At 72.8% G+C, this 21,904-nt stretch carries 16 protein-coding genes; 7 read left to right on the forward strand and 9 right to left on the reverse strand.

Annotated elements, in window-relative coordinates:
- Positions 1 to 43: 43 nt before the first annotated feature.
- Positions 44 to 2,134: a DUF6077 domain-containing protein gene (locus QP090_RS29970; protein WP_285942866.1), complete on the reverse strand. Its 2,091-nt coding sequence runs from the start codon at positions 2,132 to 2,134 to the stop codon at positions 44 to 46.
- Positions 2,135 to 2,343: 209 nt separating this feature from the next.
- Between QP090_RS29970 and QP090_RS29975 the strand changes: the two genes are divergently transcribed.
- On the forward strand, positions 2,344 to 2,814 hold the full coding sequence (locus tag QP090_RS29975) for a hypothetical protein (RefSeq protein WP_285942867.1): 471 nt from the start codon (positions 2,344 to 2,346) through the stop codon (positions 2,812 to 2,814).
- 76 nt (positions 2,815 to 2,890) lie between these two features.
- Here the strand turns inward: QP090_RS29975 and QP090_RS29980 are convergent, their stop codons facing one another.
- The 3 genes from QP090_RS29980 to QP090_RS29990 are packed head-to-tail and all read right to left on the reverse strand — an operon-like array spanning position 2,891 to position 5,777.
- Positions 2,891 to 3,979, reverse strand: a complete 1,089-nt coding sequence (locus QP090_RS29980) for an ABC transporter substrate-binding protein (RefSeq protein WP_285942868.1) — start codon at positions 3,977 to 3,979, stop codon at positions 2,891 to 2,893.
- A 27-nt stretch (positions 3,980 to 4,006) separates the two neighbouring features.
- Positions 4,007 to 4,963: an ABC transporter permease gene (locus tag QP090_RS29985; RefSeq protein WP_285942869.1), complete on the reverse strand. Its 957-nt coding sequence runs from the start codon at positions 4,961 to 4,963 to the stop codon at positions 4,007 to 4,009.
- Complete coding sequence (locus QP090_RS29990) at positions 4,953 to 5,777, reverse strand: ABC transporter ATP-binding protein (RefSeq protein ID WP_285942870.1); 825 nt, start codon at positions 5,775 to 5,777, stop codon at positions 4,953 to 4,955. The genes QP090_RS29985 and QP090_RS29990 overlap by 11 nt, the downstream gene beginning before the upstream one ends.
- 159 nt (positions 5,778 to 5,936) lie before the next feature.
- On the opposite strand from QP090_RS29990, the gene QP090_RS29995 reads away from it, so the two are divergent.
- Both QP090_RS29995 and QP090_RS30000 read left to right on the forward strand, forming a co-directional pair.
- Entirely contained in the window at positions 5,937 to 7,580 is a 1,644-nt protein-coding gene (locus QP090_RS29995) for a sensor histidine kinase (RefSeq protein ID WP_285942871.1), read from the forward strand.
- Positions 7,577 to 8,242: a response regulator gene (locus QP090_RS30000; protein WP_285942872.1), complete on the forward strand. Its 666-nt coding sequence runs from the start codon at positions 7,577 to 7,579 to the stop codon at positions 8,240 to 8,242. Before QP090_RS29995 ends, QP090_RS30000 begins: the two co-directional genes overlap by 4 nt.
- Here the strand turns inward: QP090_RS30000 and QP090_RS30005 are convergent.
- The 5 genes from QP090_RS30005 to aceA form a co-directional block, all read right to left on the reverse strand.
- Positions 8,191 to 9,189, reverse strand: coding sequence for an ABC transporter ATP-binding protein (locus QP090_RS30005; protein ID WP_432763090.1), 999 nt, complete (start codon positions 9,187 to 9,189; stop codon positions 8,191 to 8,193). The two genes, QP090_RS30000 and QP090_RS30005, sit on opposite strands and share 52 nt — an antisense overlap.
- 7 nt (positions 9,190 to 9,196) lie before the next feature.
- A complete protein-coding gene (locus QP090_RS30010; protein WP_285943822.1) occupies positions 9,197 to 9,982 on the reverse strand; it encodes an ABC transporter permease in 786 nt (261 codons plus the stop codon).
- 88 nt (positions 9,983 to 10,070) lie between these two features.
- The gene (locus QP090_RS30015) at positions 10,071 to 10,859 is read right to left on the reverse strand and encodes an ABC transporter permease (protein ID WP_285942873.1); all 789 of its coding nucleotides are present in this window, start codon (positions 10,857 to 10,859) and stop codon (positions 10,071 to 10,073) included.
- A gap of 103 nt (positions 10,860 to 10,962) precedes the next feature.
- Complete coding sequence (locus QP090_RS30020; protein WP_285942874.1) at positions 10,963 to 12,465, reverse strand: M1 family metallopeptidase; 1,503 nt, start codon at positions 12,463 to 12,465, stop codon at positions 10,963 to 10,965.
- 339 nt (positions 12,466 to 12,804) lie between these two features.
- Positions 12,805 to 14,088, reverse strand: coding sequence for an isocitrate lyase (aceA, locus tag QP090_RS30025; RefSeq protein WP_285942875.1), 1,284 nt, complete (start codon positions 14,086 to 14,088; stop codon positions 12,805 to 12,807).
- 147 nt (positions 14,089 to 14,235) lie between these two features.
- Between aceA and QP090_RS30030 the strand changes: the two genes are divergently transcribed.
- From QP090_RS30030 to QP090_RS30045, 4 genes are all read left to right on the forward strand, one after another.
- Positions 14,236 to 15,672 (forward strand): XRE family transcriptional regulator, encoded by a 1,437-nt coding sequence (locus QP090_RS30030; protein ID WP_285942876.1) that lies wholly within the window; start codon positions 14,236 to 14,238, stop codon positions 15,670 to 15,672.
- A 136-nt stretch (positions 15,673 to 15,808) separates the two neighbouring features.
- A complete protein-coding gene (locus tag QP090_RS30035; RefSeq protein WP_285942877.1) occupies positions 15,809 to 16,783 on the forward strand; it encodes a glucosyl-3-phosphoglycerate synthase in 975 nt (324 codons plus the stop codon).
- 148 nt (positions 16,784 to 16,931) lie between these two features.
- Complete coding sequence (locus QP090_RS30040) at positions 16,932 to 18,161, forward strand: acyl-CoA dehydrogenase family protein (RefSeq protein WP_285942878.1); 1,230 nt, start codon at positions 16,932 to 16,934, stop codon at positions 18,159 to 18,161.
- A gap of 318 nt (positions 18,162 to 18,479) precedes the next feature.
- Positions 18,480 to 21,827: a DUF4132 domain-containing protein gene (locus QP090_RS30045; protein WP_285942879.1), complete on the forward strand. Its 3,348-nt coding sequence runs from the start codon at positions 18,480 to 18,482 to the stop codon at positions 21,825 to 21,827.
- Positions 21,828 to 21,904 lie beyond the last annotated feature (77 nt).

The raw sequence follows: 21,904 nt of genomic DNA on the forward strand, positions 1-21,904 counted from the left end.
TCCCTCGGGGACGTCCCGGGTGCGGGTATCGGACGGCCGCCGGTCAGTTCTTCGCTGGGAAGACGCACAGGAGCGAGCCGATGCGCCTGCGCCCGCCGTAGCCGGCCTCCTCGAGCCGCACCAGCCCCGCCTTGTCCCGGGGCGCCGCGCAGGCGGCGGTGACGCCGACGCGCCGCAGGGCCTCCCGCACCTCCGCGGCACTGGGCTTGTCCCCGCCGGCCGCGCGGACGACCTCGGTCAGCAGGAGGCGGTCGGCTGCGAACGGGGGCGGGGCGGGCACCATCTCCAGATAGTGGTCGTTGGCGTTGACGGCGTGCACGCGCGTCGACAGCAGCGGCACCGCGCGCATGTAGTTCTTCGGCATCAGCACCGTGCCGTCCGGTCCGGCGGCGCCGATCACCGCGCGCGCCGTCCCGACCTCCACCGCCGGGAACTTCCAGGCGGGCCGCCCGGTCGTCCATGAGCCGTTCGCCTCCGACCAGACCGGCGTCCCGGCGGCGACGATGGCGACCGCGAGCGCGGCGGCCGGGACGAACGGGGCGAGCGGGGCGAGGACGAGTGGGACCCCGGCCCGCGAGGCCGCCGCGCCCAGGCGTTCGCGCAGGCCGGCGGGCGGCGAGACGGTGGCCAGCAGCCCGATCAGCACGGGCGCGGGCGCCACCCACAGCGTCCGCCACATCACCTGGGCGGTGCCGGCCGCGTCGCCCACCGCGCCCATCACGCCCGGCAGGAGCGCCAGCGTCACCACCGCCGCGCCGCCGAGCGCGATCAGCGAGGGGACGGCCCGCCGAGCGCACCAGGGGGCCGCCCACAGCGCGCATCCGGCGAGCACCCCCAGCACCCCGTCCAGCAGCACCCACGAGAAGCTGCGGGGCGCGCCCGCGACGTGGCCGACGACGCTGGTGTTCCCATGGAAGAGCGCGACCGCCAGCCCGGCGCCGAGCGGGTAGGCCATCGCCGCGCACGCCGCCAGCCCGGTCCGGACCCGCCCCGACGCGACCAGCGGGGCGGCGGCGGCGACGGTGACCAGCGGGATGATGATCGCCGCGGTCGAGGTGAGGCCGATCGCGGCGACCCCGGCGGCGGCGAGCAGCAGCAGCCCCGACCGGGTCGGCCGCTGGGCGAACCGGGTCAGGTACACGTACAGCACCGGGATCAGCGCCGACACCAGGACGGCCTTGCCCTGCCACATCCGCAGCAGGTGGAACGAGCCGAGCGAGGCGGGCCCGGTGCCGGACCACAGCAGGTAGAGGGCCGCCACGGCGAAGCAGGCCGCCGCGCGCCGCGGCGCCCAGGAGCGGGCCAGCCGCCACAGCGACCAGACGGCCAGGAACGTGACCACGGGCAGGAGCACGTACCAGAGGAAGGACGGCGCGGGGACGCCGAGCACTCGCGCGATCGCCCCGGCGAGCACCTCGATCGAGGAGACGGGCGGCTCCCCGGCCACCGGGCCGGTCGCGCCCTGGGTGAAGATGACGTCCCGGAACGGGATCCGCCCGCTGTCGGCGGTCGCGACCGAACGGGAGACGAAGTAGGCGTCGTCGCCGTCGGAGTTCACGATGAACAGGGACGCGGCGGCGAACCCGGCCCCGGTGGCGAGCGCGACGGGCGTCCCCCACCGCCCCCCGGTCCGCTCACCCGGTTCGCCCGCCTCCGCGTCTGATGGGGACGCCTCCGACGCCTCGCCCGTCATGGACGGCTTCGACGCCCGGCCCGGCTCGGCCGGCGTCCGGACGCGGAGCAGCGCGAACGCGCTCGCGCAGACGCTCACCAGACCCGGCGCCCACGTGCACCACCAGGGCACGCCCGACCCGTGCAGCCCGGCGGACGTCCCGGCAACGATCCCGGTGACGACGGCGACGGCGGCGGCCACCGCCGTCAGCGGACGCGCGCCGCGCCCCTGCACGCCCCGTCCGGCCGGACGGGGGATGGCGGAGGGAGAGCCGTTCCAGAGCGGGCGGTCCTTCAGCACCCCCCGCGTGAGCAGTGCGGCGCACACGGCCGCCAGGGCGAGCCAGACGGCCAGCAGCGTCCAGGTGGGCGGCCGGAACAGCAGGCCCAGATGGTAGACGAGCGTCCATCCCGCGAGCAGCAGCAATGCGGCGTCGGCCACCCGGTCGGTCACGCGCGTCATGCTTACCCCCGATGTTCTTTTTTACTACCGTTGGGACGTCCGAGGGGGGAGCGGAGTTCACCGGATGAGCCGCGCTATGCCCAGAAGATCACATCTCAATGCCATAAGTCGGGAAATAGTGCGTCGTGCCGGAGACCCATGCTGTGATGGGCCGCGAACGGGAGTCCGCGCACCCCGGCGCGGACGTCTCCGATGGGATGTGATGCGCGGTGCGCCATGCGTTCGGCTTCCTCCTGGGCGTGCTGCTGGCCCCCGCCCTGCTGTACGGCGCCGCCTGGGGGTTCGTCCAGGCCGCGCACTCCTTCGACGGGGCCGGCCACGAGATCACCGACCGGACCCGCATGTACGGGGCGTTCGCCCTGCTCGCCGCGGTCGGCCTGGTGATGGGCGTGGTCATCGTGGCCCGCTGGGCCTCGCCGCTGGTGTCGCTGGTCCCGGCGCTGGCCCTGCTCGGCCTGTCGGCCTGCTTCCTGGTCGACCCGGACCGCGTCCTGGACCTGCCCGGAAAGGTGCCCCCTGCGGGCGACCTCGACACCGGCCTGCGCGTGCTGATGGGCTCCGGCGTCTACGCGCTGATGGGCTTCGCGCTGCTGGTGCCGGCCTGGGCGCCGCGCCGCTGGGGATCGGGGAAGGACGACGAGCCCGCCTCCGCGGGGTACTACTCGGCGTCGGGGCGCTGAGCGGCCGGGCCCACATGCCGGGGCCGGCCCTGTCAGCCCCCGTCAGTCCTGGCGCTGTCCCCCTTCCCCGCGTCCCCTACTGGCCCGTCTTCGTCACGAACCGTGTGGTGTAGGTCTTGGACAGGTCGATCTGGTCCTTCTTGCCCTGCACGTTGGGCGAGAACTGGGCCAGCACCTCCAGCACGTTCGCGGCGCCCTCAGCGGGCATGACGCCGTCGCCGTTGAACATGCTGATCGAGTCGCTGACCGCCTTCTCGTACAGCTTCGGGTCGCCCCCGGCGTAGTCGGCGGGCATCTGCGCGGCGATCTCGGCCGGCTTGTGCGCCTTGATCCAGCCGAGCGTCTTGACGAACGCGGCGGCGAGCTTGCCCACCGTCCCGGCGTTCGCGTCGACGTAGGCGCAGTCCATGTACAGCGAGCTGGAGGGATAGAGCCCGCCGAGCGCCGCGCGGGTGCCCTCCACGGTGCGCATCTCCACCATCACCTTGGCCTTGCCGGTGGCGGTCAGCTTGGCGATGGTCGGGTCGGTGGTCATGCCGGCGTCGATGCCGCCGTTGTCCAGGCTGGAGATGAACGTGGGGCCGGCGCCCGCCTTGACCGTGGTGTAGTCGGAGGTCTTCACCCCGTTCCGCACCGCGAGCGCCCGGGTGATGAAGTCGGTGGACGAGCCGGGGCTGGTCACGCCGAGCCTGGCGCCCTTGAACGCGGCGGGTGAGCCGATCCGGCCCGCCTTCCCGGCCGCGACCATCTCGGCCTCGCCGGGCACGTCCGCCATCTGCACCACGCTCTGCACGCACTTGCCCTTGGTCTGGAGGTCGATGGTGTGGTCGTAGAACCCGACCACGGCCTGCACGTCGCCGGAGATCAGCACGTTCTCGGCCTGCGCGCCAGCGGGCTCGGTGAGCAGCTGCACCGTCAGGCCCTGCTCCTTGAAATAGCCGAGCCGCTCGGTGAGCTTGGCGGGCAGGTAGATCACCTTGTCGATCCCGCCGACCATGATCTTCACGGTGCCGCCGGACCCACCGGAGCCGCCGGACGTGCCGCGCGAGTCGCGGCACGCTGACAGCGACAGCGCGGTGAGCGCGGCGAGCGCCGCCGCGGCGGCCCGGGTGCGGGCGTGCGGACGGCCGGGGCGGGGCGAGCGGGGGGTGCGGGGGGTGCGCATGGGTGCCTCCTGCATGATCGATGCCGATCAGATCTGGGCGTCGTGGCCGGCCGCCGGCGGGCGCCAGCGCAGCAGCCGGCCCTCCAGCAGCGTGAGCAGCCACTCGGCGAGCAGCGCGAGCACCGTGATGATGATCATTCCGGCGTAGATGCCGGCCGAGTCGAACGTGCCCTGGGAGTGGTTGATGAGCAGGCCGAGGCCCTTGTCGGCGCCGCTGTACTCGCCGACCACCGCGCCGATGATGGCGAAGCCGAAGGCGGAGTGGAGCGAGGCCAGGATCCACGAGGTGGCGCTCGGCACCACGATCGTGGTCAGCACCTGAAGGCGTCCCGCGCCGAGGATCCGGGCGTTGTCGACGAGGCTGCGGTCCACCTCGCGGGCGCCCTGGAAGGCGTTGAAGAACACCGCGAAGAACACCAGCACGAACGCCGTCGCGATCTTGGACTGCATGCCGAGCCCGAACCAGATCACGAACAGCGAGGCCAGGATGATCCGCGGGATGGCGTTGGCCGCCTTGATGAACGGCGCGCACACCTCCGACAGGAACCGGCTGCGGCCGAGCACGATGCCGAGCAGCACGCCGCCGGCGGCGCCGAGCGCGAAGCCCGCCACCGCCTCCTGGAGCGTGTAGGAGATCTGCTCCCAGATCGAGCCCTGCGAGGTGCCGTCGGTGAACCAGCCGACCAGCCGTTCCCAGATCTTGGACGGCCTGGAGTAGTAGAACGGGTCGATCCAGTGGGTGGCCGACAGCTCCCACAGGCCGAGCCAGGCGGCCACCATCAGCATCCGCACCGCGTTGATGCCCGCGCCGCGGCGAAGGCCGGCGCTGCGCAGCCGCGCGACCGCGTCCTGCTCGTCCCGGCCGTCCGGCGCCTCTTCCGGAGCCCCGCCCGCGCCGCCCGGCCCCGCGGTCCCGGCGGCCTCGACCATCTTGCCGGTCCCGGTGGTCCCGGCGGCCTCGGTCGCCCTCGCGTCACGCGGCACGGCCGGCCCCCCGCTGACGGGTGATCTGCACTTCCTCGCGCAGCGAGTCCCAGACCTCGCGGTAGATGTCCAGGAACCCGGCGGTGAGGCGGACCTCCTCGGCGTCGCGCGGCCGGTCGAGCGGCACCGGGAACGAGCCCTTGATGGTGGCCGGACCCGCCGTCATCACCACGACCCGGTCGGCGAGGACCACCGCCTCCTCCAGGTCGTGGGTGACGAAGACGACCGCCGCGCCCGACCCCGACCACAGCCGCAGCAGCTCGTCCTGCATGAGCCCGCGGGTCTGCACGTCCAGGGCGGAGAACGGCTCGTCCATGAGCAGCACCGTCGGCTCGTTCACCAGCGTCTGGGCGAGCGCGACGCGCTTGCGCATGCCGCCGGAGAGCTGGTGCGGGTAGTAGCCCTCGAAACCGTCCAGGCCGACCCGCGCGACCCAGTCGCGGGCCCGCTCGCGAGCCTCCCGCTTGGACGCGCCGCGGTAGCGCGGTCCGGTCGCGACGTTGTCCAGCACGGTCCGCCACGGCAGGACGGCGTCGTGTTGGAACATGTAGCCGACGCCGCCGGGGATCCCGGCGACCGGCTCGCCGTGCACCAGGACCCGGCCGCGCGAGGGCGGTTCGAGGCCGGAGACCAGTGAGAGCGTGGTCGACTTGCCGCAGCCGGTGGGGCCGACCACGGCCACGAACTCGCCGGCCGCCACGGTGAGGTCCAGGTCGCGGACGGCGGTGTGCACGGCGCCGCGCGCCGACCGGAAGCGCTTGGTGGCCCCGCTCAGCTCGATCACGGGACCGCCGGGGGGTGGTTGGTTGGGCATGCGCGCACCGTACGAAGGTGAGCCGGGTCACCGGAACCCTTCCCCGCGATGTGCTCGCAAGCCGCGTTAGGCCGCGTTGAGCGCGTTCCCCCGGGTTCTGCTCGTTCTGCTCACCGGGGGGCTGGGCAGCGCGCCGGGCATCGATTACGGTGTCACGCCATGGCGGTCCGCCCCCGCATCCCCTTCGTCCGGCAGGTGCTGGTCCTCCAGGTCGGCGTGGTCGTGGTCGTCGCCTCCCTCGGCTACGGGCTGGTCGCCTGGATGCTCGACGACGAGCTGCGCGACCAGTACGGGCAGCGCGCCCTGACGGTGGCGCGCAGCGTCGCCGCCGACCCCGCGGTCGCCGCCGCGGTGGAGGCCGGCGATCCCGGCCGGACGGTGCAGCCGCGGGCCGAGCGGGTCCGGGCCCGCACCGGCGCCCTGTTCGTCGTGGTGACCGACGAGCACGGCATGCGGTACTCCCACCCCACGCCGGGCGAGCTCGGCCGCCGGGTCAGCACCGACCCGTCCGAGGCGCTGGCGGGCCGCGAGGTGGTCCGGGTCGAGCGCGGCACCCTCGGCCTGTCGGCGCGCGGGAAGGTCCCGCTGTACGGGCCGGGCGGCGCGGTCCTCGGCGAGGTCAGCGTCGGGTTCGACGCCCGCTCGATCGACCGCGAGCTGAGCCGCGCGCTGCGCGACCTCGGGCTGTTCATCGCGGGCGCGCTGCTGCTCGGCGTGCTCGCCTCGGCCGCCATCGGGCGCCGGCTCAAGCGGCAGACGCTCGGCCTGGAACCGTACGAGCTGGTGGAGCTCGTCCAGGAGCGGGAGGCGGTGCTGCACGGGGTCGGCGAGGGCGTGCTGGCGGTCGACCCGGCCGGCCGGGTCGCGGTCTGCAACGTGGAGGCGGCGCGGCTGCTCGGCGTCGCGCCCGAGCGCGGCGCGCCGGCGGCGGGGCTGGCCGGCGACGGCGCCCTCCGCGAGGTGCTGACCGGACGGCGCGCGGCCGGCGACCTGTTCGTCACGGCGGGGGAGCGGGTGCTGGTGGTCAACCGCCGCGAGGTGCGGCACGACGGCCGCGACCTCGGCGCCGTCATCACGCTGCGCGACCGCACCGACCTGGAGACGCTCGCCCGCGAGCTGGACTCGGTGCGCACCCTCTTCGACGCGCTGCGCGCGCAGCGGCACGAGTACGCCAACCGGCTGCACACCCTGTCCGGGCTGATCCAGCTCGGCCACCACGAGGAGGCCGCCGCCTACATGGGGACGCTGATGGAGGACTCCGGCGGCCGTCCGCCCGAGTCGGTGAGCCTGCCCGACCCGCTGCCCGACCCCTACCTCCAGGCGTTCCTGTCGGCCAAGGCGGCGGTGGCGGCGGAGAAGGGGGTGCGGCTCGTCATCGGCGCGGGCAGCTACGTGCCCGGCCGCGTCGCCGAGCCCCTGGACGTCACCACCGTCGTCGGGAACCTGGTCGACAACGCCGTCGAGGCCGCCCGGCTGGGCGCGCGGCGGCCCGCGCGGGCCGAGGTCGAGCTCCTCGGCGACGGCCGCGACCTGCACGTCACCGTCACCGACTCCGGCGACGGCGTGCCGGACGGCCTGCGCGAGGCCGTCTTCACCGACGGGGTGTCGACCCGCGACGGCGCGGCGGGCCGTCCGCGCGGCCTCGGCCTCGGGCTGGCCCGGCGCACCGCGCGGGCCCGCGGCGGCGACGTCACCCTCGCGGGACCGGACGCGCCCGGCGGCGCGGACGGCGCCGGGGCCGAAGCCGGCGCCGTCGTGGTCGCCCGGCTGCCCGGCGTGCTCGGGGCGGAGGCGGCGCGGTGATCGGCGTGCTGGTGGTGGACGACGACTTCCGGGTCGCGCAGATCCACGCGGGCTTCGTGGCGGCGCTGCGCGGGTTCACCGTGGCCGGGCTCGCGCACACCGCCGCCGAGGCCCGCGCGCTCGCCGCCGAGCGGGCGCCCGCGCTGGTGCTGCTCGACGTCTACCTGCCCGACGAGTCCGGGCTGGCGCTGCTGCCCGAGCTGGACGCCGACGTGATCATGGCGACGGCGGCGGCCGACCCGGTCTCGGTCCGGACCGCGCTGCGGCACGGCGCGCTGCACTACCTGATCAAGCCGTTCACCGCCGGCGCGCTCGCCGCCCGGCTGACCGCCTACGCCCGCTACCGGGGCGCGCTCGGCGCGGGCGGCGAGCTGAGCCAGGCCGCCCTGGACGGCGCCGTCCGGGCCCTGTACGCGCCGCTGCACGCCGAGCCGCCCGCGCCCAAGGGCCAGTCGCCGGTGACGGCCCGGCTGATCGCCGAGGCGCTCCAGCGGGCCGAGGAACCGCGCTCGGCGACCGAGATCGCGGACCGGGTCGGGATCTCCCGCGCCACCGCGCAGCGCTACCTGGCCGCGCTCGCGCAGGGCGGCCGGGTCAAGGTCACGCTGCGCTACGGCGCCACCGGGCGGCCCGAGCACCAGTACGCGTGGTCGCCCCGGTAGAGCCCGGCGAGGACCTCCTCGATGTCGGCCTCGCGGAGCGAGATGTCGCGGACCTCGTGCCGTTCGGCCAGCGCCGACACCACCGCGGCGGCGTTGACCGCGTTCGGCAGCCGCAGCCACTGCCGCGGCCCCTCGGTGCGCAGTACCTCGATGCCGTCCAGGACGACCGGCGGGCCCGGCCGGGCCAGCTCCACCACCAGCATCCGGTCGGCGCCGACGGTGGCGCGCAGCCGGTCCAGCCCGCCGTCGAAGGCCAGCCGGCCGTGATCGATGATCATCACCCGGCGGCAGAGCCGCTCGATGTCGCCGAGGTCGTGCGTGGTCAGCAGGATGGTGGTGCCGCGCTCGGTGTTCAACCGTTCCAGGAACCCCCGCACGGTCGCCTTGCTCACCACGTCCAGCCCGATCGTCGGCTCGTCCAGCACCAGCAGCTCGGGACCGTGCAGCAGCGCCGCGGCGAGGTCGCCGCGCATCCGCTGCCCCAGGCTGAGCTGCCGGACGGGGGTGTCGAGGAACGGCTCCAGCTCCAGCAGCGCGGTCAGCTCGGCCAGCCGCGTCCGGTGCGCCGCGGCGTCCACCCGGTAGAGGCGGCGGATCAGGGTGAGGCTGTCGCGCAGCGGCAGGTCCCACCACAGCGTGGTGCGCTGCCCGAACACCACGCCGATCCGCCGCGCCAGTTCGGTGCGCCGGCGCGCGGGGTCCAGCCCGCAGACCCGCAGCGACCCCGACGACGGGGTCAGGATGCCGGTCAGCATCTTGATGGTGGTGCTCTTGCCCGCCCCGTTCGGGCCGAGGTACCCGACGAACTCGCCGCGCCGGACGGTGAAGGAGACGCCGTCCACCGCGTCCAGCGTGGTGCGGGTGCGACGCAGCCGCCCCGACCGCTTGCGCACGGTGAACGACTTGGCGACGTCCTCGGCCTCGATCATGCCCGGCTCCGCTCGCATCGGCTCCTCAGCTCCCCGTCGACCGGTAGTGCCGCAGCCCGGTGCGCCACGCGACCGCCGCCAGGCCGCACAGTACGGCCGCGACCGCGGGCGAGGCGAACCGCGCCGCGCCGGGCAGCCCCAGCGGGTCGGCCCGGCCCAGCACGTACAGCGCGGGCTGCCAGTTGATGAACGCGAGCGGCACGACGAACGTCACCCCGCGCACGAAGTCCCGCGCGAACAGGCTCATCGGGTACTGCGTCAGGAACGCGCCCCCGTAGGTCAGCGACTTGGTGGCGCCGTGGCTGTCGACCAGCACGAACTGCACCGAGGCGGTCAGCACCCAGATCCCCGCGAAGATCGCCAGACCGGACGCCACCATCAGCGGGATCATCGCCACCCGCCCCGCGGTCCAGTGGGCGTCCAGCCGGGGGAGGGCCAGGGCCAGCACCAGCGCCGAGGGGATCAGCTTGCCGAGGCGGCGCGGGGAGAAGTCCTCCGTCGCGATCTGGACCAGCAGGCCGACCGGCCGGACCAGCATGGCGTCCAGCGTGCCCAGCCGGACGTGCCGGCCGAGCAGCTCGGTGGTGCCGAGCAGGATGTCGGAGAGCGCGAACGCCAGCGCGCTCGTCCCGTACAGGAACAGCACTTCGGGCGCGGTGAACCCGGCGATCCGCGGGGTGTGCGCGAACAGCAGCGCGATGCCGACCGCGTCGAGCCCGCTGACCAGCGCCGTGGCGAGGCCCAGCAGCACCATCGACACCGGGTACTGCGCCGCCGCGCGCACCCACGTCCATGCCAGCAGGACGTACATCGTGACCGCGCGCCCGGGACGCCCGAGCGTGCCGGGCTCCGCGCGGGCCGCGCGGGCGCGGCCCCCCGGTGCCGGTTCGGCCGCCGTCTCAACCGCCATGGATCACCAGCTTCCGCCGCGCCATCCCGGTGAGGACGTGGCCGGCGGCGAGCAGCGCCATCGCCCACACGGCCTGGAACGCCAGCGCGCCCAGCAGGCCCGTCCCGGTGTGCTTGCCGAGGTAGACGTCGGCGGGCACCTGGATCTGCGCGGCCCACGGCAGCCCCCGCGCGACGGTGCCGAGCAGGCCGGGGAAGACCACCAGCGGCACGGTCATGCCGGAGAAGAACAGCGACAGCACCAGCGCGACCGCGTCCATGCCCCGCCCGTCGTGCAGCCAGAACGAGCACAGCGTCACCAGGTAGCGCAGCCCGAAGCTCACCAGCACGCCGAGCGTCACCGCGACGGTGAACGCGGCGGCCCCGGCCGGCCCCGGCCAGTGGAAGGGGAACACCAGCGCCCCGGCCACCAGCGGCAGCACGCCGCGCAGTAGCAGCGAGCCCGCCGCGCGCCCGAGGTCGTCGGCCAGCCACCAGCCCTGGAGCGCGGTCGGGCGGTAGAGGTCGATGGCGACGTCGCCGTTGCGGATCCGCTCGGTCAGCTCCATCCCGCCGAACACCTGCACCGGGCCGATCAGGGCCTGGGTGAGGAAGCAGAAGGTGACCGCGTCGGCGGTGTCGTAGCCGCCGAGGCCGGGCCGGGCCCGCCAGAGCGCGATGAGGACCGAGGCGCGGATGAAGCCGAAGACGGTGTTGGTCAGGGCCTCCGCGCCCGAGCCGAGCGGGTACGCGGTGTAACGGCGGAACGCGAACCATGCCACCCACGGATATACGCCCACTCGTCCGAAGAGTAAGCAAGGCGGTGCGGAACGTCCAGGTAATTTCACACAAAGGCCGGCCCCGGCGGCGTGCCGGGACCGGCCTTCGCGCGTGCGCCGCCCGCTAGGGGAGGGCGGGCTTGGTCGGGCTGTAGAGCCAGTCCTTGAAGAAGCCGCTCAGGTCCTGGCCGGAGACCTTCCCGGCCAGCGCGGTGAACTGCTCGGTCGAGCCGTTGCCGTGCCGGTGCTGCGCGACCCAGGTGCGCAGCAGCGTGAAGAACTTCTCGTCACCGATCTTCTCGCGCAGGAACTGGAGCGCCATCCCGCCGCCGTTGTAGACCCGCTGGTTGAACATCGTGTCGCGCTGCGGGTCGGCGGTCACCACCGACCAGAACGGGCGGCCCGACGGGTCGGGGAACGGCCGGGCCGCGTAGGCCGTGCGAGCCGCGTCGTGGACGCTGGTACCGCCCTGCTTCTCGGCCCACCACCACGCCGCCCAGGTGGCGAAGCCCTCGTTCATCCAGACGTCCTTCCACTGGGCCGGCGACACGCTGTCGCCGAACCACTGGTGCGCCAGTTCGTGCGCGATCGTCGAGGTGTCGCGGACGGCCGAGTAGACCGGCTTGCTCTGCGTCTCCAGCGAGAAGCCGAGCGGCTGGCCGTTGAAGCGGGCGTCGTCGGCGATCGCGCCCGTCGTCTGGAACGGGTACGGGCCGAACGTCTTGGCCCACAGGTCGGTGACCGCCGAGGTGGTGCCGAAGAAGAAGTTCACCGCGTCCGGCTGCGCGGCGAGCAGCTCGGGGTCGACGGCCACGTAGTTGCGCAGCCCGCCGGGCGTGCGCCCGTCCTTGACGTCCCACTTGCCGATGTCGATGGTGGTCAGGTACGACGCCATCGGGCTGTTCTCACGCCACTTGAACACGCCGGCCTGCGTCGCCGAGCGGCGCTTGCTGAACGCCGCCGCGCGGTTCGTGTGGCCGGTCAGCACGCCGTTGGAGACCGCCTTCAGGCCCTTCGGCACCGTGATGGTGTAGTCGTAGGTGGCCTTGTCGCTCGGATGGTCGTTGACGGGGAACCAGGTGGACGCGCCGTTCGGCTCGCCGCCGACGAACGCCCCGTCCGGGGTGTGCAGGAACCCGTACGGGGAGCCGAACACGATCGGCGAGCCCACGATGGTCTGTGGCACGCCGCCGTAGGTGACGACCGCGGTGAACGTCGCGCCCTTGCGCAGCCCCTTGCGGGGCGTGATGACCAGCTCCTGGCCGCGCCGCTTGAAGTCGGCCTTGTGCCGGTCGACCTTGACCCGCTCCACGTCCATCCCGGACAGGTCCAGATCGAAGCTGGACAGGTTCTGGGTGGCCTTCGCGGTGATCGTCACAACGCCGTCGAGCTGGTCGTAGTCGGGGTCGTAGGCCAGGTCCAGCGAGTAGTGGCGGACGTCGTACCCGCCGTTGCCCTCCAAGGGGAAGTAGGGATCGCCGACGCCCGCCGCACCGGGGGTGAAGCGGGCCTGGCCGGCGGCCGAGGCCGCCGGCGCCAGGGCGACCATGGTCACGGCGGCCAGCGCGAGCGGGACCATCCGTCCGGGGGTCCGGGGCAGACGGGACCGGGGGTGTCGCAACGCCATCGGAGGGTCCTCTCCGTTGAGTGATCGACAGCGAGCCCACATTGCCCCGGTCAACGGAGGATGTCGAGAGTTGTGCCGAAACCGGCCGTCTGGGAGGCGTGCGCCGAAGGGCGCGATCCGTGCGGGGACGCCAGAAGGCCCCCTCCGTGTAGGAGCGGAGGGGGCCTTCTGCGGGCGGGCCCAAGGGGCGGGCCCAAGGGGCGGGCCCGACCTCCTCAATGAGCCGTTGAGGAGGCGTGGGACTGGCTGCCTATGGTGTGTCTCAAGTCCTCAGCGCTCGCCCAAGCACGGTCAGCGCCCCGAGCCGCCAGGCGAGGAAGCCGGGCCGGGACTGAACACTCAGTGGAACTGCGCCTCCTCGGTGGAGCCGCTCAGGGCGGTGGTGGAGGAGTCGGGCGAGATCGCTGTGCTGACCAGGTCGAAGTAGCCGGTGCCGGCCTCGCGCTGGTGCTTGACGGCGGTGAAGCCGCGCTCCACCGACGCGAACTCCTTCTCCTGGAGCTCGACGTAGGCGGTCATGCCGTCGCGGGCGTAGCCGTGGGCCAGGTCGAACATGCCGTGGTTGAGCGAGTGGAACCCGGCCAGCGTGATGAACTGGAAGGTGAAGCCCATGTGGCCGAGCTCGCGCTGGAACTTGGCGATGGTCGCGTCGTCCAGGTGCTTCTTCCAGTTGAACGAGGGCGAGCAGTTGTAGGCCAGCATCTGGTCGGGGTGCTCGGCCTTGACCGCCTCGGCGAACTTGCGCGCCACCTCCAGGTCGGGGGTGCCGGTCTCCATCCAGATCAGGTCGGAGTAGGGGGCGTAGGCCTTGGCGCGGGCGATGCAGGGCTCGATGCCGTTGCGGGCCCGGTAGAAGCCCTCGGCGGTGCGCTCGCCGGTGATGAACTCGCGGTCGCGCTCGTCCACGTCCGTCGTGATCAGGGTCGCGGCCTCGGCGTCGGTCCGCGCGATGATCAGGGACGGCACGTTGGAGATGTCGGCCGCCAGGCGGGCGGTGTTCAGCGTCTTGATGTGCTGCGAGGTCGGGATGAGGACCTTGCCGCCCAGGTGGCCGCACTTCTTCTCGGAGGCGAGCTGGTCCTCCCAGTGCACCCCCGCGGCACCGGCCGCGATCATGCCCTTCATCAGCTCGAAGGCGTTCAGCACGCCGCCGAAGCCGGCCTCGGCGTCGGCCACGATCGGGGCCATGAAGTGGGTGTCGCCCGAGCCCTCGGACCACTGCACCTGGTCGGCGCGCAGCAGCGCGTTGTTGATCCGCCGCACGACCGCCGGGACCGAGTTGGCCGGGTAGATGCTCTGGTCCGGGTAGGTCTGGCCGGCCAGGTTGGCGTCGGCGGCGACCTGCCAGCCCGACAGGTAGATGGCCTTGAGGCCCGCCTTGACCTGCTGGACGGCCTGGTTGCCGGTCAGCGCGCCGAGCGCGTGCACGTAGTCCTGCTCGTTCAGCAGCTTCCAGAGCCGCTCCGCGCCCAGGCGGGCGAGGGTGAACTCCTCCTGGACCGACCCGCGGATCCTGACGACGTCCTCGGCCGTGTAGGTCCGCTCGATGCCGTTCCAGCGCTGGTCGGTGTTCCACTGACGCCGCAGTTCGTCCGCTGCGCCCTTGAGGCGACTGTCGTTCATGGTTCCGCCCTTCCTGTCGTCCCCTGGGTGCTTGCCTCGACTATCCCCCGACCGCAAGCCCTAGTGAACTCACGAGTAGCAGAAGAACGTCGAATATTCCGCTAGGATGAAGCCGTGACGACATTGCGGCCAGAAGAACCCCTCAACTTGACGAGTGATGTAGACCTCGTCACCTTCGGACAGCGGCTCCGCCACCTGCGCCGCGGCCGCGGCCTGACGTTGTCGGACCTCGGCGCGCGCGTCGGCCGGGCGCCCTCGCAGCTCTCCCTGCTGGAGAACGGGCGGCGCGAGCCCAAGCTCTCGCTGCTCCAGTCCCTGGCGTCCGCGCTGGAGGTGCCGGTGGAGGAGCTGCTGCGCAGGCAGCCGCCCAGCCGCCGCGCGCAGCTGGAGATCGCGCTGGAGGAGGCGCAGCGCGACCCGCTGTACCGCACCCTCGGGATGTCCCACCTCAAGGTCGGCAAGCGGATGCCCAACGAGGTGATCGAGCACCTCCTCGCGCTGTACGGCGAGCTGAAGCGCAGCCGCACCAAGCCCACCGCGAGCCCGGAGGAGGCGCGCAAGGCCAACGCCGAGCTGCGCCGCCAGATGCACGAGCGCGGCAACCACTTCGCCGAGATCGAGAAGATCGCCGCGCAGACCCTCGACTCGGTCGGCTACCGGGGCGGCGCGGTGTCGCAGGGCATGCTGATGACCCTGGTGGGCCACTTCGGCTTCAGCCTGCAATACGTGCAGGACCTGCCCCGCTCGGTGCGGTCGATCGCCGACAACCGCAACCGGCGGATCTACCTGGAGCGCGAGCAGCTCGGCATGCACACGCCGCGCACCATCCTGCTCCAGACCCTCGGGCACATGGCGCTCGACCACGACGTCCCCCGCGATTTCGCCGACTTCCTGCGCCAGCGCGTCGAGGCCAACTACTTCGGCGCCGCGATGCTGATGCCCGAGCGCGCCGTCGTCCCGTACCTGCAAGAGGCCAAGGCCGCGCGGGAGCTGTCGGTGGAGGACCTCGCCGACGTGTTCTCGGTGTCGTACGAGATGGCCGCGCACCGCTTCACCAACATCGCCACCCACCACCTCGGCCTCCAGCTCCACTTCACCAAGAACGACGAGAACGGCACGATCTACAAGGCCTACGCCAACGACGGCCTGCTCTTCCCGCAGGACGAGGCCGGGGCGATCGAGGGCCAGCGGATGTGCCGGCAGTGGGCGGGCCGGCACGTGTTCGGCGCCGAGGACCGCTTCTCGGTCTACCACCAGTACACCGACACGCCCACCGGCACCTACTGGTGCCTGTCGCACATCGACCCGAGCCACGAGCGCGACTTCGCCATCACGCTCGGCGTCCGGTTCGAGGACTCCCGCTGGTTCCGCGGGCGCGAGACGACCCGCCGGGTCAAGTCGGCCTGCCCCGACGGCGACTGCTGCCAGCGTCCGCCCAAGGAGCTGGCCGAACGCTGGGAGGGCATGGCGTGGCCGTCGGCGCGGGCGCACTCGCACGTGCTGTCGGTGCTGCCGCCCGGGGCGTTCCCCGGCGTCGACGAGGCCGACGTGTACGCCTTCCTCGACAGGCACGCCGCCGGATGACCGGCGTGTTGTGCCGGTGTTAACTCTGCGGGTCGGCGCTTCCCATTTCGTACCGCCGGTGAATGATCTGAGGCCCGGTGGCGTTTGCTGTTGGTAGACGCCCTGGTCCGGGACGGTCGCAGAAGAGGGAGAGCGCGTGCTGCCTGAGGTCGCTTCGTGGTTGCGCCGCCGCACGAGCGCGGCGGCGGACTGGCCGCTGGACGCACTGCTGGCCGCCAAGGGGGACGCCCGGATCAGCGTCGTGCTCCCCGCGCGCGACGAGGAGGAGACGGTCGGCGCCATCGTCGGCGCCATCCGCGCCGAGCTGGTCGAACGGGCCCCGCTGGTGGACGAGGTGGTGGTGGTCGACTCGCGCTCGACCGATGGCACCGCCGCCGCGGCCTCGGCCGCCGGGGCCGAGGTGGTCTCCCAGGACGCGGTGCTGCCCGGGCACGGCCGGATGTCGGGCAAGGGCGAGGCGCTGTGGAAGTCGCTGGCCGCCACGTCCGGCGACCTGATCGTCTTCGTCGACGCCGACCTGCGCGGGTTCTCCCCGTCCTACGTGACCGGGCTGCTCGGCCCGCTGCTGGACGACCCCGCGGTGGGCTACGTCAAGGGCTGCTACGACCGGCCGCTGGTCGCCGGGGAGCGCCCGGTGGAGGGCGGCGGCGGCCGGGTCACCGAGCTGGTCGCCCGCCCGATGATCAACTTGCACTGGCCGCGGCTGGCCGGGGTCATGCAGCCCCTCGGCGGCGAGTACGCCGGGCGCCGCGACCTGCTGGAGCGGCTGCCCTTCGTCACCGGTTACGGCGTGGAGATCGCCCTGCTGCTGGACGTGTTCGAGGACGGCGGCCTCGACGCGATCGCCCAGGTCGACCTCGGTCGGCGGCTGCACTCGCACCAGTCCACCGAGGCGCTCGGCGTGATGTCCAGCCAGATCCTGCTGACCGCCTGGTCGCGCCTGGAGCGGCACGGCCGGATGCTGCCGCTCGAGGAGCCGGCCACCGACCTCGCCCAGTTCCGTCGCGGTGCCGACGGCTACGACGTGCGGGTCAGCGACGCCCGGGTGGGGGAGCGCCCGCCGATGATCGAGATCCCCGAGTACGCCGCCCGCCGCACGCTGCGCGCCTAGGGTCGTCACCTCCCGCCTCCCGCTGTTCACGGCCCCCGGCCCGCCCGGGCCCGCATCCGCGGGTGACTCCGGCCACCGGTCCGCCCGGTGTGGCGCCGGATGGTGCTACCGTTGGTAACACTTGATATTGGAGAAAGGGTCAATAATCATGACGAGCGCCGACACGACCCCCTTCTCGCTGGAGCTCAGCGAGGACGTCCGCGAGGTCCGGGACTGGGTCCACCAGTTCGCCAAGGACGTCATCCGTCCCGCCGCCGCGGAGTGGGACGAGCGCGAGGAGACGCCCTGGCCGCTGATCCAGGAGGCGTCGAAGGTCGGCATCTACTCGCTCGACTTCTTCGCCACGCAGTGGATGGAGCCGACCGGCCTCGGCATCCCGGTGGCCTTCGAGGAGCTGTTCTGGGGTGACGCCGGCATCGGCCTGTCCATCGTCGGCACCGGCCTGGCCGCCGCCTCGGTCGCCGCGGTCGGCACCCCCGACCAGATCGCCGAGTGGGTGCCGCAGATGTTCGGCACCGCGGGCGACATCAAGCTCGGCGCGTTCTGCGCCTCCGAGCCCGACGCGGGCAGCGACGTCGGCTCCATCCGGGCCCGCGCCGCCTTCGACGAGGCCAAGGACGAGTGGGTGCTGAACGGCACCAAGACCTGGGCCACCAACGGCGGTATCGCCGACGTGCACGTCGTGGTCGCCTCCGTCCACCCCGACCTCGGCAGCCGCGGGCAGGCCAGCTTCATCGTCCCGCCGAACACCCCCGGGCTGAAGCAGGGGCAGAAGTTCAAGAAGCACGGCATTCGCGCCTCGCACACCGCCGAGGTGGTCCTGGACGACGTCCGGATCCCGGCCGGCCTGATCGTGGGCGGCAAGGACAGGTTCGACGAGCGGATCGCCCGGGTACGCGAGGGCAAGCGCGCCAAGGGCCAGGCCGCGATGAAGACCTTCGAGACCACCCGGCCGAGCGTCGGCGCGATGGCCCTCGGCGTCGCCCGCGCCGGCTACGACTACGCGCTGGAGTACGCCCGCGAGCGCGAGCAGTTCGGCAAGAAGATCGGCGACTTCCAGGCCGTCGCGTTCAAGCTGGCCGACATGAAGTGCCAGGTCGACGCCGCGCGGCTGATGGTGTGGCGGGCCGCCTGGATGGCCCGCAACGGCAAGGACTTCCAGAGCGCCGAGGGGTCGATGGCCAAGCTCATGGCCAGCGAGGCGGCGGTGCGGGTCACCGAGGAGGCCATCCAGATCCTCGGCGGCAACGGCTACACCCGCGAGTACCCGGTGGAGCGGATGCACCGCGACTCCAAGATCTTCACCATCTTCGAGGGCACCAGTGAGATCCAGCGCCTGGTCATCGGCCGTACCATCACCGGCCTCCCCGTCCGATAGGCCCTGACCTGCGAATCTGTCCGAGGTTGGTGCGCCGTTCATCTTCCGGCGAAGTCCTCGCGAGGGGGCTCGGGAGACAGGCTTTCCTGAGATTGGGAGACGTTCGGGAGACGATTAGGGGGAACCTTTTCGTTCAGCCCGTCGGGCGGTCAGCAACTCGTTGAGCAACGGTACTGACGAGGTGGGACCAAGCGCGTCCCTCCGGTCCACGGTTCACCTCACCTTCCCCATCTCACGCCGGCGAGCGCCGGGCGGTCATCGCCCGGCTTCGGACCGGTTTCCGGCGGTCTATCGGTGATCTCCTCTACGGTCTTCACTGTGGTCAAGATCTCGGAGATCGATGAGAGCACATTCGTGATGCCGGACGCCTGGCGCGGCGCGCGCCACCCTCGGCGCGACCGTCCGGACGTTCCGCAGCCGGCCGCGCCGGACGAGGCAGCCGCCGAACAGGCGCGGTCCCTCGTGGACGATGCCCGGGACCGCATCGAGGAGGTCCTCGCGCTCCCTGGCACCGTGCCCGAGCTCGCCGACGCCGCCCGCGCTCATCTGCGGGGCGCCCCGACCCCGCTCGGTGCCGCGACGGTCGCCTTCGTCGCCTCCTTCCCGGCGCGCCCCATGGACCACAGGGGTGTCCCGTTCGTGTTCCCGGACGCCTGGGTCACCGACCACGGCATCGCGTTCGCCGCCGCCGCGTTCGCGGACTTCGCCGGCATCTGGGCCGACGGCCAGACCGTCAGGGACCTGGCGCCGGGTGAGTCGTTTCGCGAGGTGTTCCAATGGTCGGGCGTGCGGCATCGGGACGCGAGGGAGCATCGGTCCGGCTGGTGGCTGACCCGCGAGGCCGTGAAGTGGCTGCGCACCCTCCTCGCCGCCGCGCCCGACGATGTCCACTCCGCGGCCGTCGAGCTCCTTGAGCTGCGGCGCGGGCACCAGTTGCAGCGGCTCATCACCGCCTACCTGGCGCCGACCAGGGACGACTGGGCCGACGAGCTGTGCGCGAACACCGAGCCGTCGGCGACCGAGCCGTTCCAGCGGTGGATGGCGTTCTGCGCGCTCGGCCGGCCGCACCAGCCCGCCGAGCTCGGACTGCGGCTCAGCGCCGCGCAGGGCATCGACGTCATCGCCTCGCTGATCGACGGACTCGGCCCCGGGGCCACCGTGCCGCTCCTCGCCGATGCCGTGGACCGGGCGTCCGTCGGCTACGACGCCCCGGCCCCGCAGGACATCCTCCTCACCTTCCCCCTCGACGAGGCGTTCCAGGCCCTCAACGAGCGGGGCGGCGACCTGGACACCGGACCCGCTCTCGTGGCCGCCGCCCGCCGTTACCCCGGCCGTGCGATGCGGCTGCTGCCGTTGTCGAAGGCCCCGCGGGCCGCCGTCCTCCTTCCCGCGCACGTCCGCGCCCACCCGGCGCTCGCCGAGAAGGTGCTTCCCACCCTTCCCGCCGAGGCCCGAGAGGGAGTCCGGGAGATCCTGGACGACATGACCCGCTTTCCGCGGGCCGCCGACCTGCCGCCCCTGCTCATCGAGCCGCCGTGGACCCGCGCCAAGCCCGAGCCCGTCGTGATCAAGGGTCTGCCCATGCCCGGCCTCCGTGCGGCCGTCTGGGAGCCGGGCGAGCGGGAGACGTGGGCGGCGGAAGCCGACAACAAACCCGACCACCTCATCGAGGAGTGGGCTGGGGAGTTCGACAACATCTCGTCCTTCCATCAGGCCGCCGTCCTGATGAACGGGCCAGATGAGCTCGTCCGCCCGCTGCTCGCGGGCTGGAAGCCCGGCGCCGTCTGGCGGGTGGACAAGTTCATCCTGGCCATCGTCGCCCGCTTCGAGGCCGACGCCGCCGAATGCGCGCTGTTCATCGCCCGCCGCGACAGGGCCTCGGCGGGAGCGGCCCTGATGCCGCTGCTCACCGACGAGATCGTGCGGACGATGGCGGACTGGCTCGTCCACCGGAAGAAGCTGGACGAGACCGCCCGCGCCTGGTTCGCCAGGCACGGCCTCGCCGCCGCCCCTGCGCTCATACCGGACGCGCTCGGCAAGGCCGGCAAGGCTCGCCGCGCGGCCGAGGGGGCCCTGCGCCTGCTCGCCGAGCGGCACGGCAGAGCCCCGATCGCCGAGGCCGCCCGCGTCCACGGCGAAGAGTCCGCCGACGCGATCGAGGCCATGCTCCCCGACGGCCTGCTGGACAGCGTGCCCTCGATGGTCCCGGCCGTCGACTGGGTCAAACCGCACATGCTTCCGCAGATCCTCCTGGGCGACCGCGCGGAGATCCTCCCGAACGACGCCGTCGGACACGTCCTCACCATGCTGGCGATGTCGAAGTCGCGGGACGTGTACGCGGGGGTGCGGGTCGTCCGGGAACTATGCGACCCGGCGTCGCTCGCCGAGTTCGGGTGGGCGCTGTTCCGCTGGTGGGAGATCTGCGGCGCGGATCCGACGGAGAAGTGGGCGTTCACCCAGCTGGCGTTGACCGGCGACGACGAGACCGTCCGCCGTCTGACCCCGCTGATCCGGGCGTGGCCGGGCGACGGCGGCCACGCCAAGGCGGTGGCGGGGCTGGACGTCCTCGCCGCGATCGGCACCGACAGCGCCCTGATCCACCTGTACTCGATCTCCCAGCGGGTGAAGTTCAAGGGCCTCAAGGCCCGCGCCCAGGAGAAGATCGAGGAGGTCGCGGCCGGGCTCGAACTCACCGCCGAGCAGCTCGCCGACCGCCTCGTTCCCGACCTCGGCCTGAACGCGTCCGGCACGATGGTCCTGGACTACGGCCCGCGCCGCTTCGTGATCGGGTTCGACGAGTCGCTCCGGCCGACCGTCGCCGACGAGGACGGCAGCCCCCGCAAGGCGCTCCCGAAGCCGGGAAAGAGCGACGACCCGGAGCTGGCCCCCGCCGCCTACAAGCGGTTCTCGGATCTCAAGAAGGACGTCCGCACGGCCGCCGCCGACCAGCTCACCCGCTTCAGGACCGCCATGGTCACCGGCCGCCGCTGGCAAGGCGGCGAGTTCCGCGGGTTCCTCGTCGCGCACCCGCTGGTCGGACACCTCGTCCGCCGCCTGGTCTGGGTCGCCGAGACCCGCGAGGGGGCCACCGATGCCTACCGCGTGGAGGCCTTCCGCGTGGCCGAGGACGGCACTTACGCGAACGCCGACGACGACACCGTCCCTCTCCCCGAGACGGAACGGATCGGCGTCGCCCACCCCGTCGACCTCGGCGACGCCCTCCCCGCCTGGGCGGGACTGTTCGCCGACTACGAGATCTTGCAGCCGTTCCCGCAGCTGGAGCACCCGGTCCACACCCTCACCGAGGACGAGCGCGACGCGGGACGCCTGACCCGGTTCGAGAGCCTCGAAGTCCCGGCCGGCGCCCTCCTCGGCCTTGTCCGGCGCGGCTGGGAGCGCGGGGGGCCGATGGACGCGGGCATCGAGCACTGGATCTCCCGCCGCGTCGCCGACGACCGGCACCTGGTCATCACCCTCGATCCCGGCATGAACACGGGCATGCCCGTCGAGAGCGGCGACCAGACCCTCGTCGACGTCCGCCTCGCTGAGCACCCCAACTTCCACCGCAGGGACGAGCCCACGTCCCTGCGGTTCGGCGACCTCGCCCCGATCGTCGCCTCCGAACTCCTCTACGACCTGATCCACCTGGCCGCCTCGGCCGAGTGAAGCACTTATGGCCCGAATCGGCGGACTGACGACAGCGCCGTGCCCCGGGGAAGCCGCGGGCTCGTCAGCCGTCTTCG

This window comes from Actinomadura xylanilytica (assembly GCF_030283145.1).
Taxonomy (GTDB): domain Bacteria; phylum Actinomycetota; class Actinomycetes; order Streptosporangiales; family Streptosporangiaceae; genus Spirillospora; species Spirillospora xylanilytica.

Coding starts and splice junctions, on each gene's coding strand:
- QP090_RS30020 (WP_285942874.1), bottom strand. CDS start 12,465: ATGGCGTTGCGACACCCCCGGTCCCGTCTGCCCCGGACCCCCGGACGG.
- QP090_RS30005 (WP_432763090.1), bottom strand. CDS start 9,189: ATGCGAGCGGAGCCGGGCATGATCGAGGCCGAGGACGTCGCCAAGTCG.
- QP090_RS29970 (WP_285942866.1), bottom strand. CDS start 2,134: ATGACGCGCGTGACCGACCGGGTGGCCGACGCCGCATTGCTGCTGCTC.
- aceA (WP_285942875.1), bottom strand. CDS start 14,088: ATGAACGACAGTCGCCTCAAGGGCGCAGCGGACGAACTGCGGCGTCAG.
- QP090_RS29990 (WP_285942870.1), bottom strand. CDS start 5,777: ATGCCCAACCAACCACCCCCCGGCGGTCCCGTGATCGAGCTGAGCGGG.
- QP090_RS30040 (WP_285942878.1), top strand. CDS start 16,932: ATGACGAGCGCCGACACGACCCCCTTCTCGCTGGAGCTCAGCGAGGAC.
- QP090_RS29995 (WP_285942871.1), top strand. CDS start 5,937: ATGGCGGTCCGCCCCCGCATCCCCTTCGTCCGGCAGGTGCTGGTCCTC.
- QP090_RS30010 (WP_285943822.1), bottom strand. CDS start 9,982: ATGTACGTCCTGCTGGCATGGACGTGGGTGCGCGCGGCGGCGCAGTAC.
- QP090_RS29980 (WP_285942868.1), bottom strand. CDS start 3,979: ATGCGCACCCCCCGCACCCCCCGCTCGCCCCGCCCCGGCCGTCCGCAC.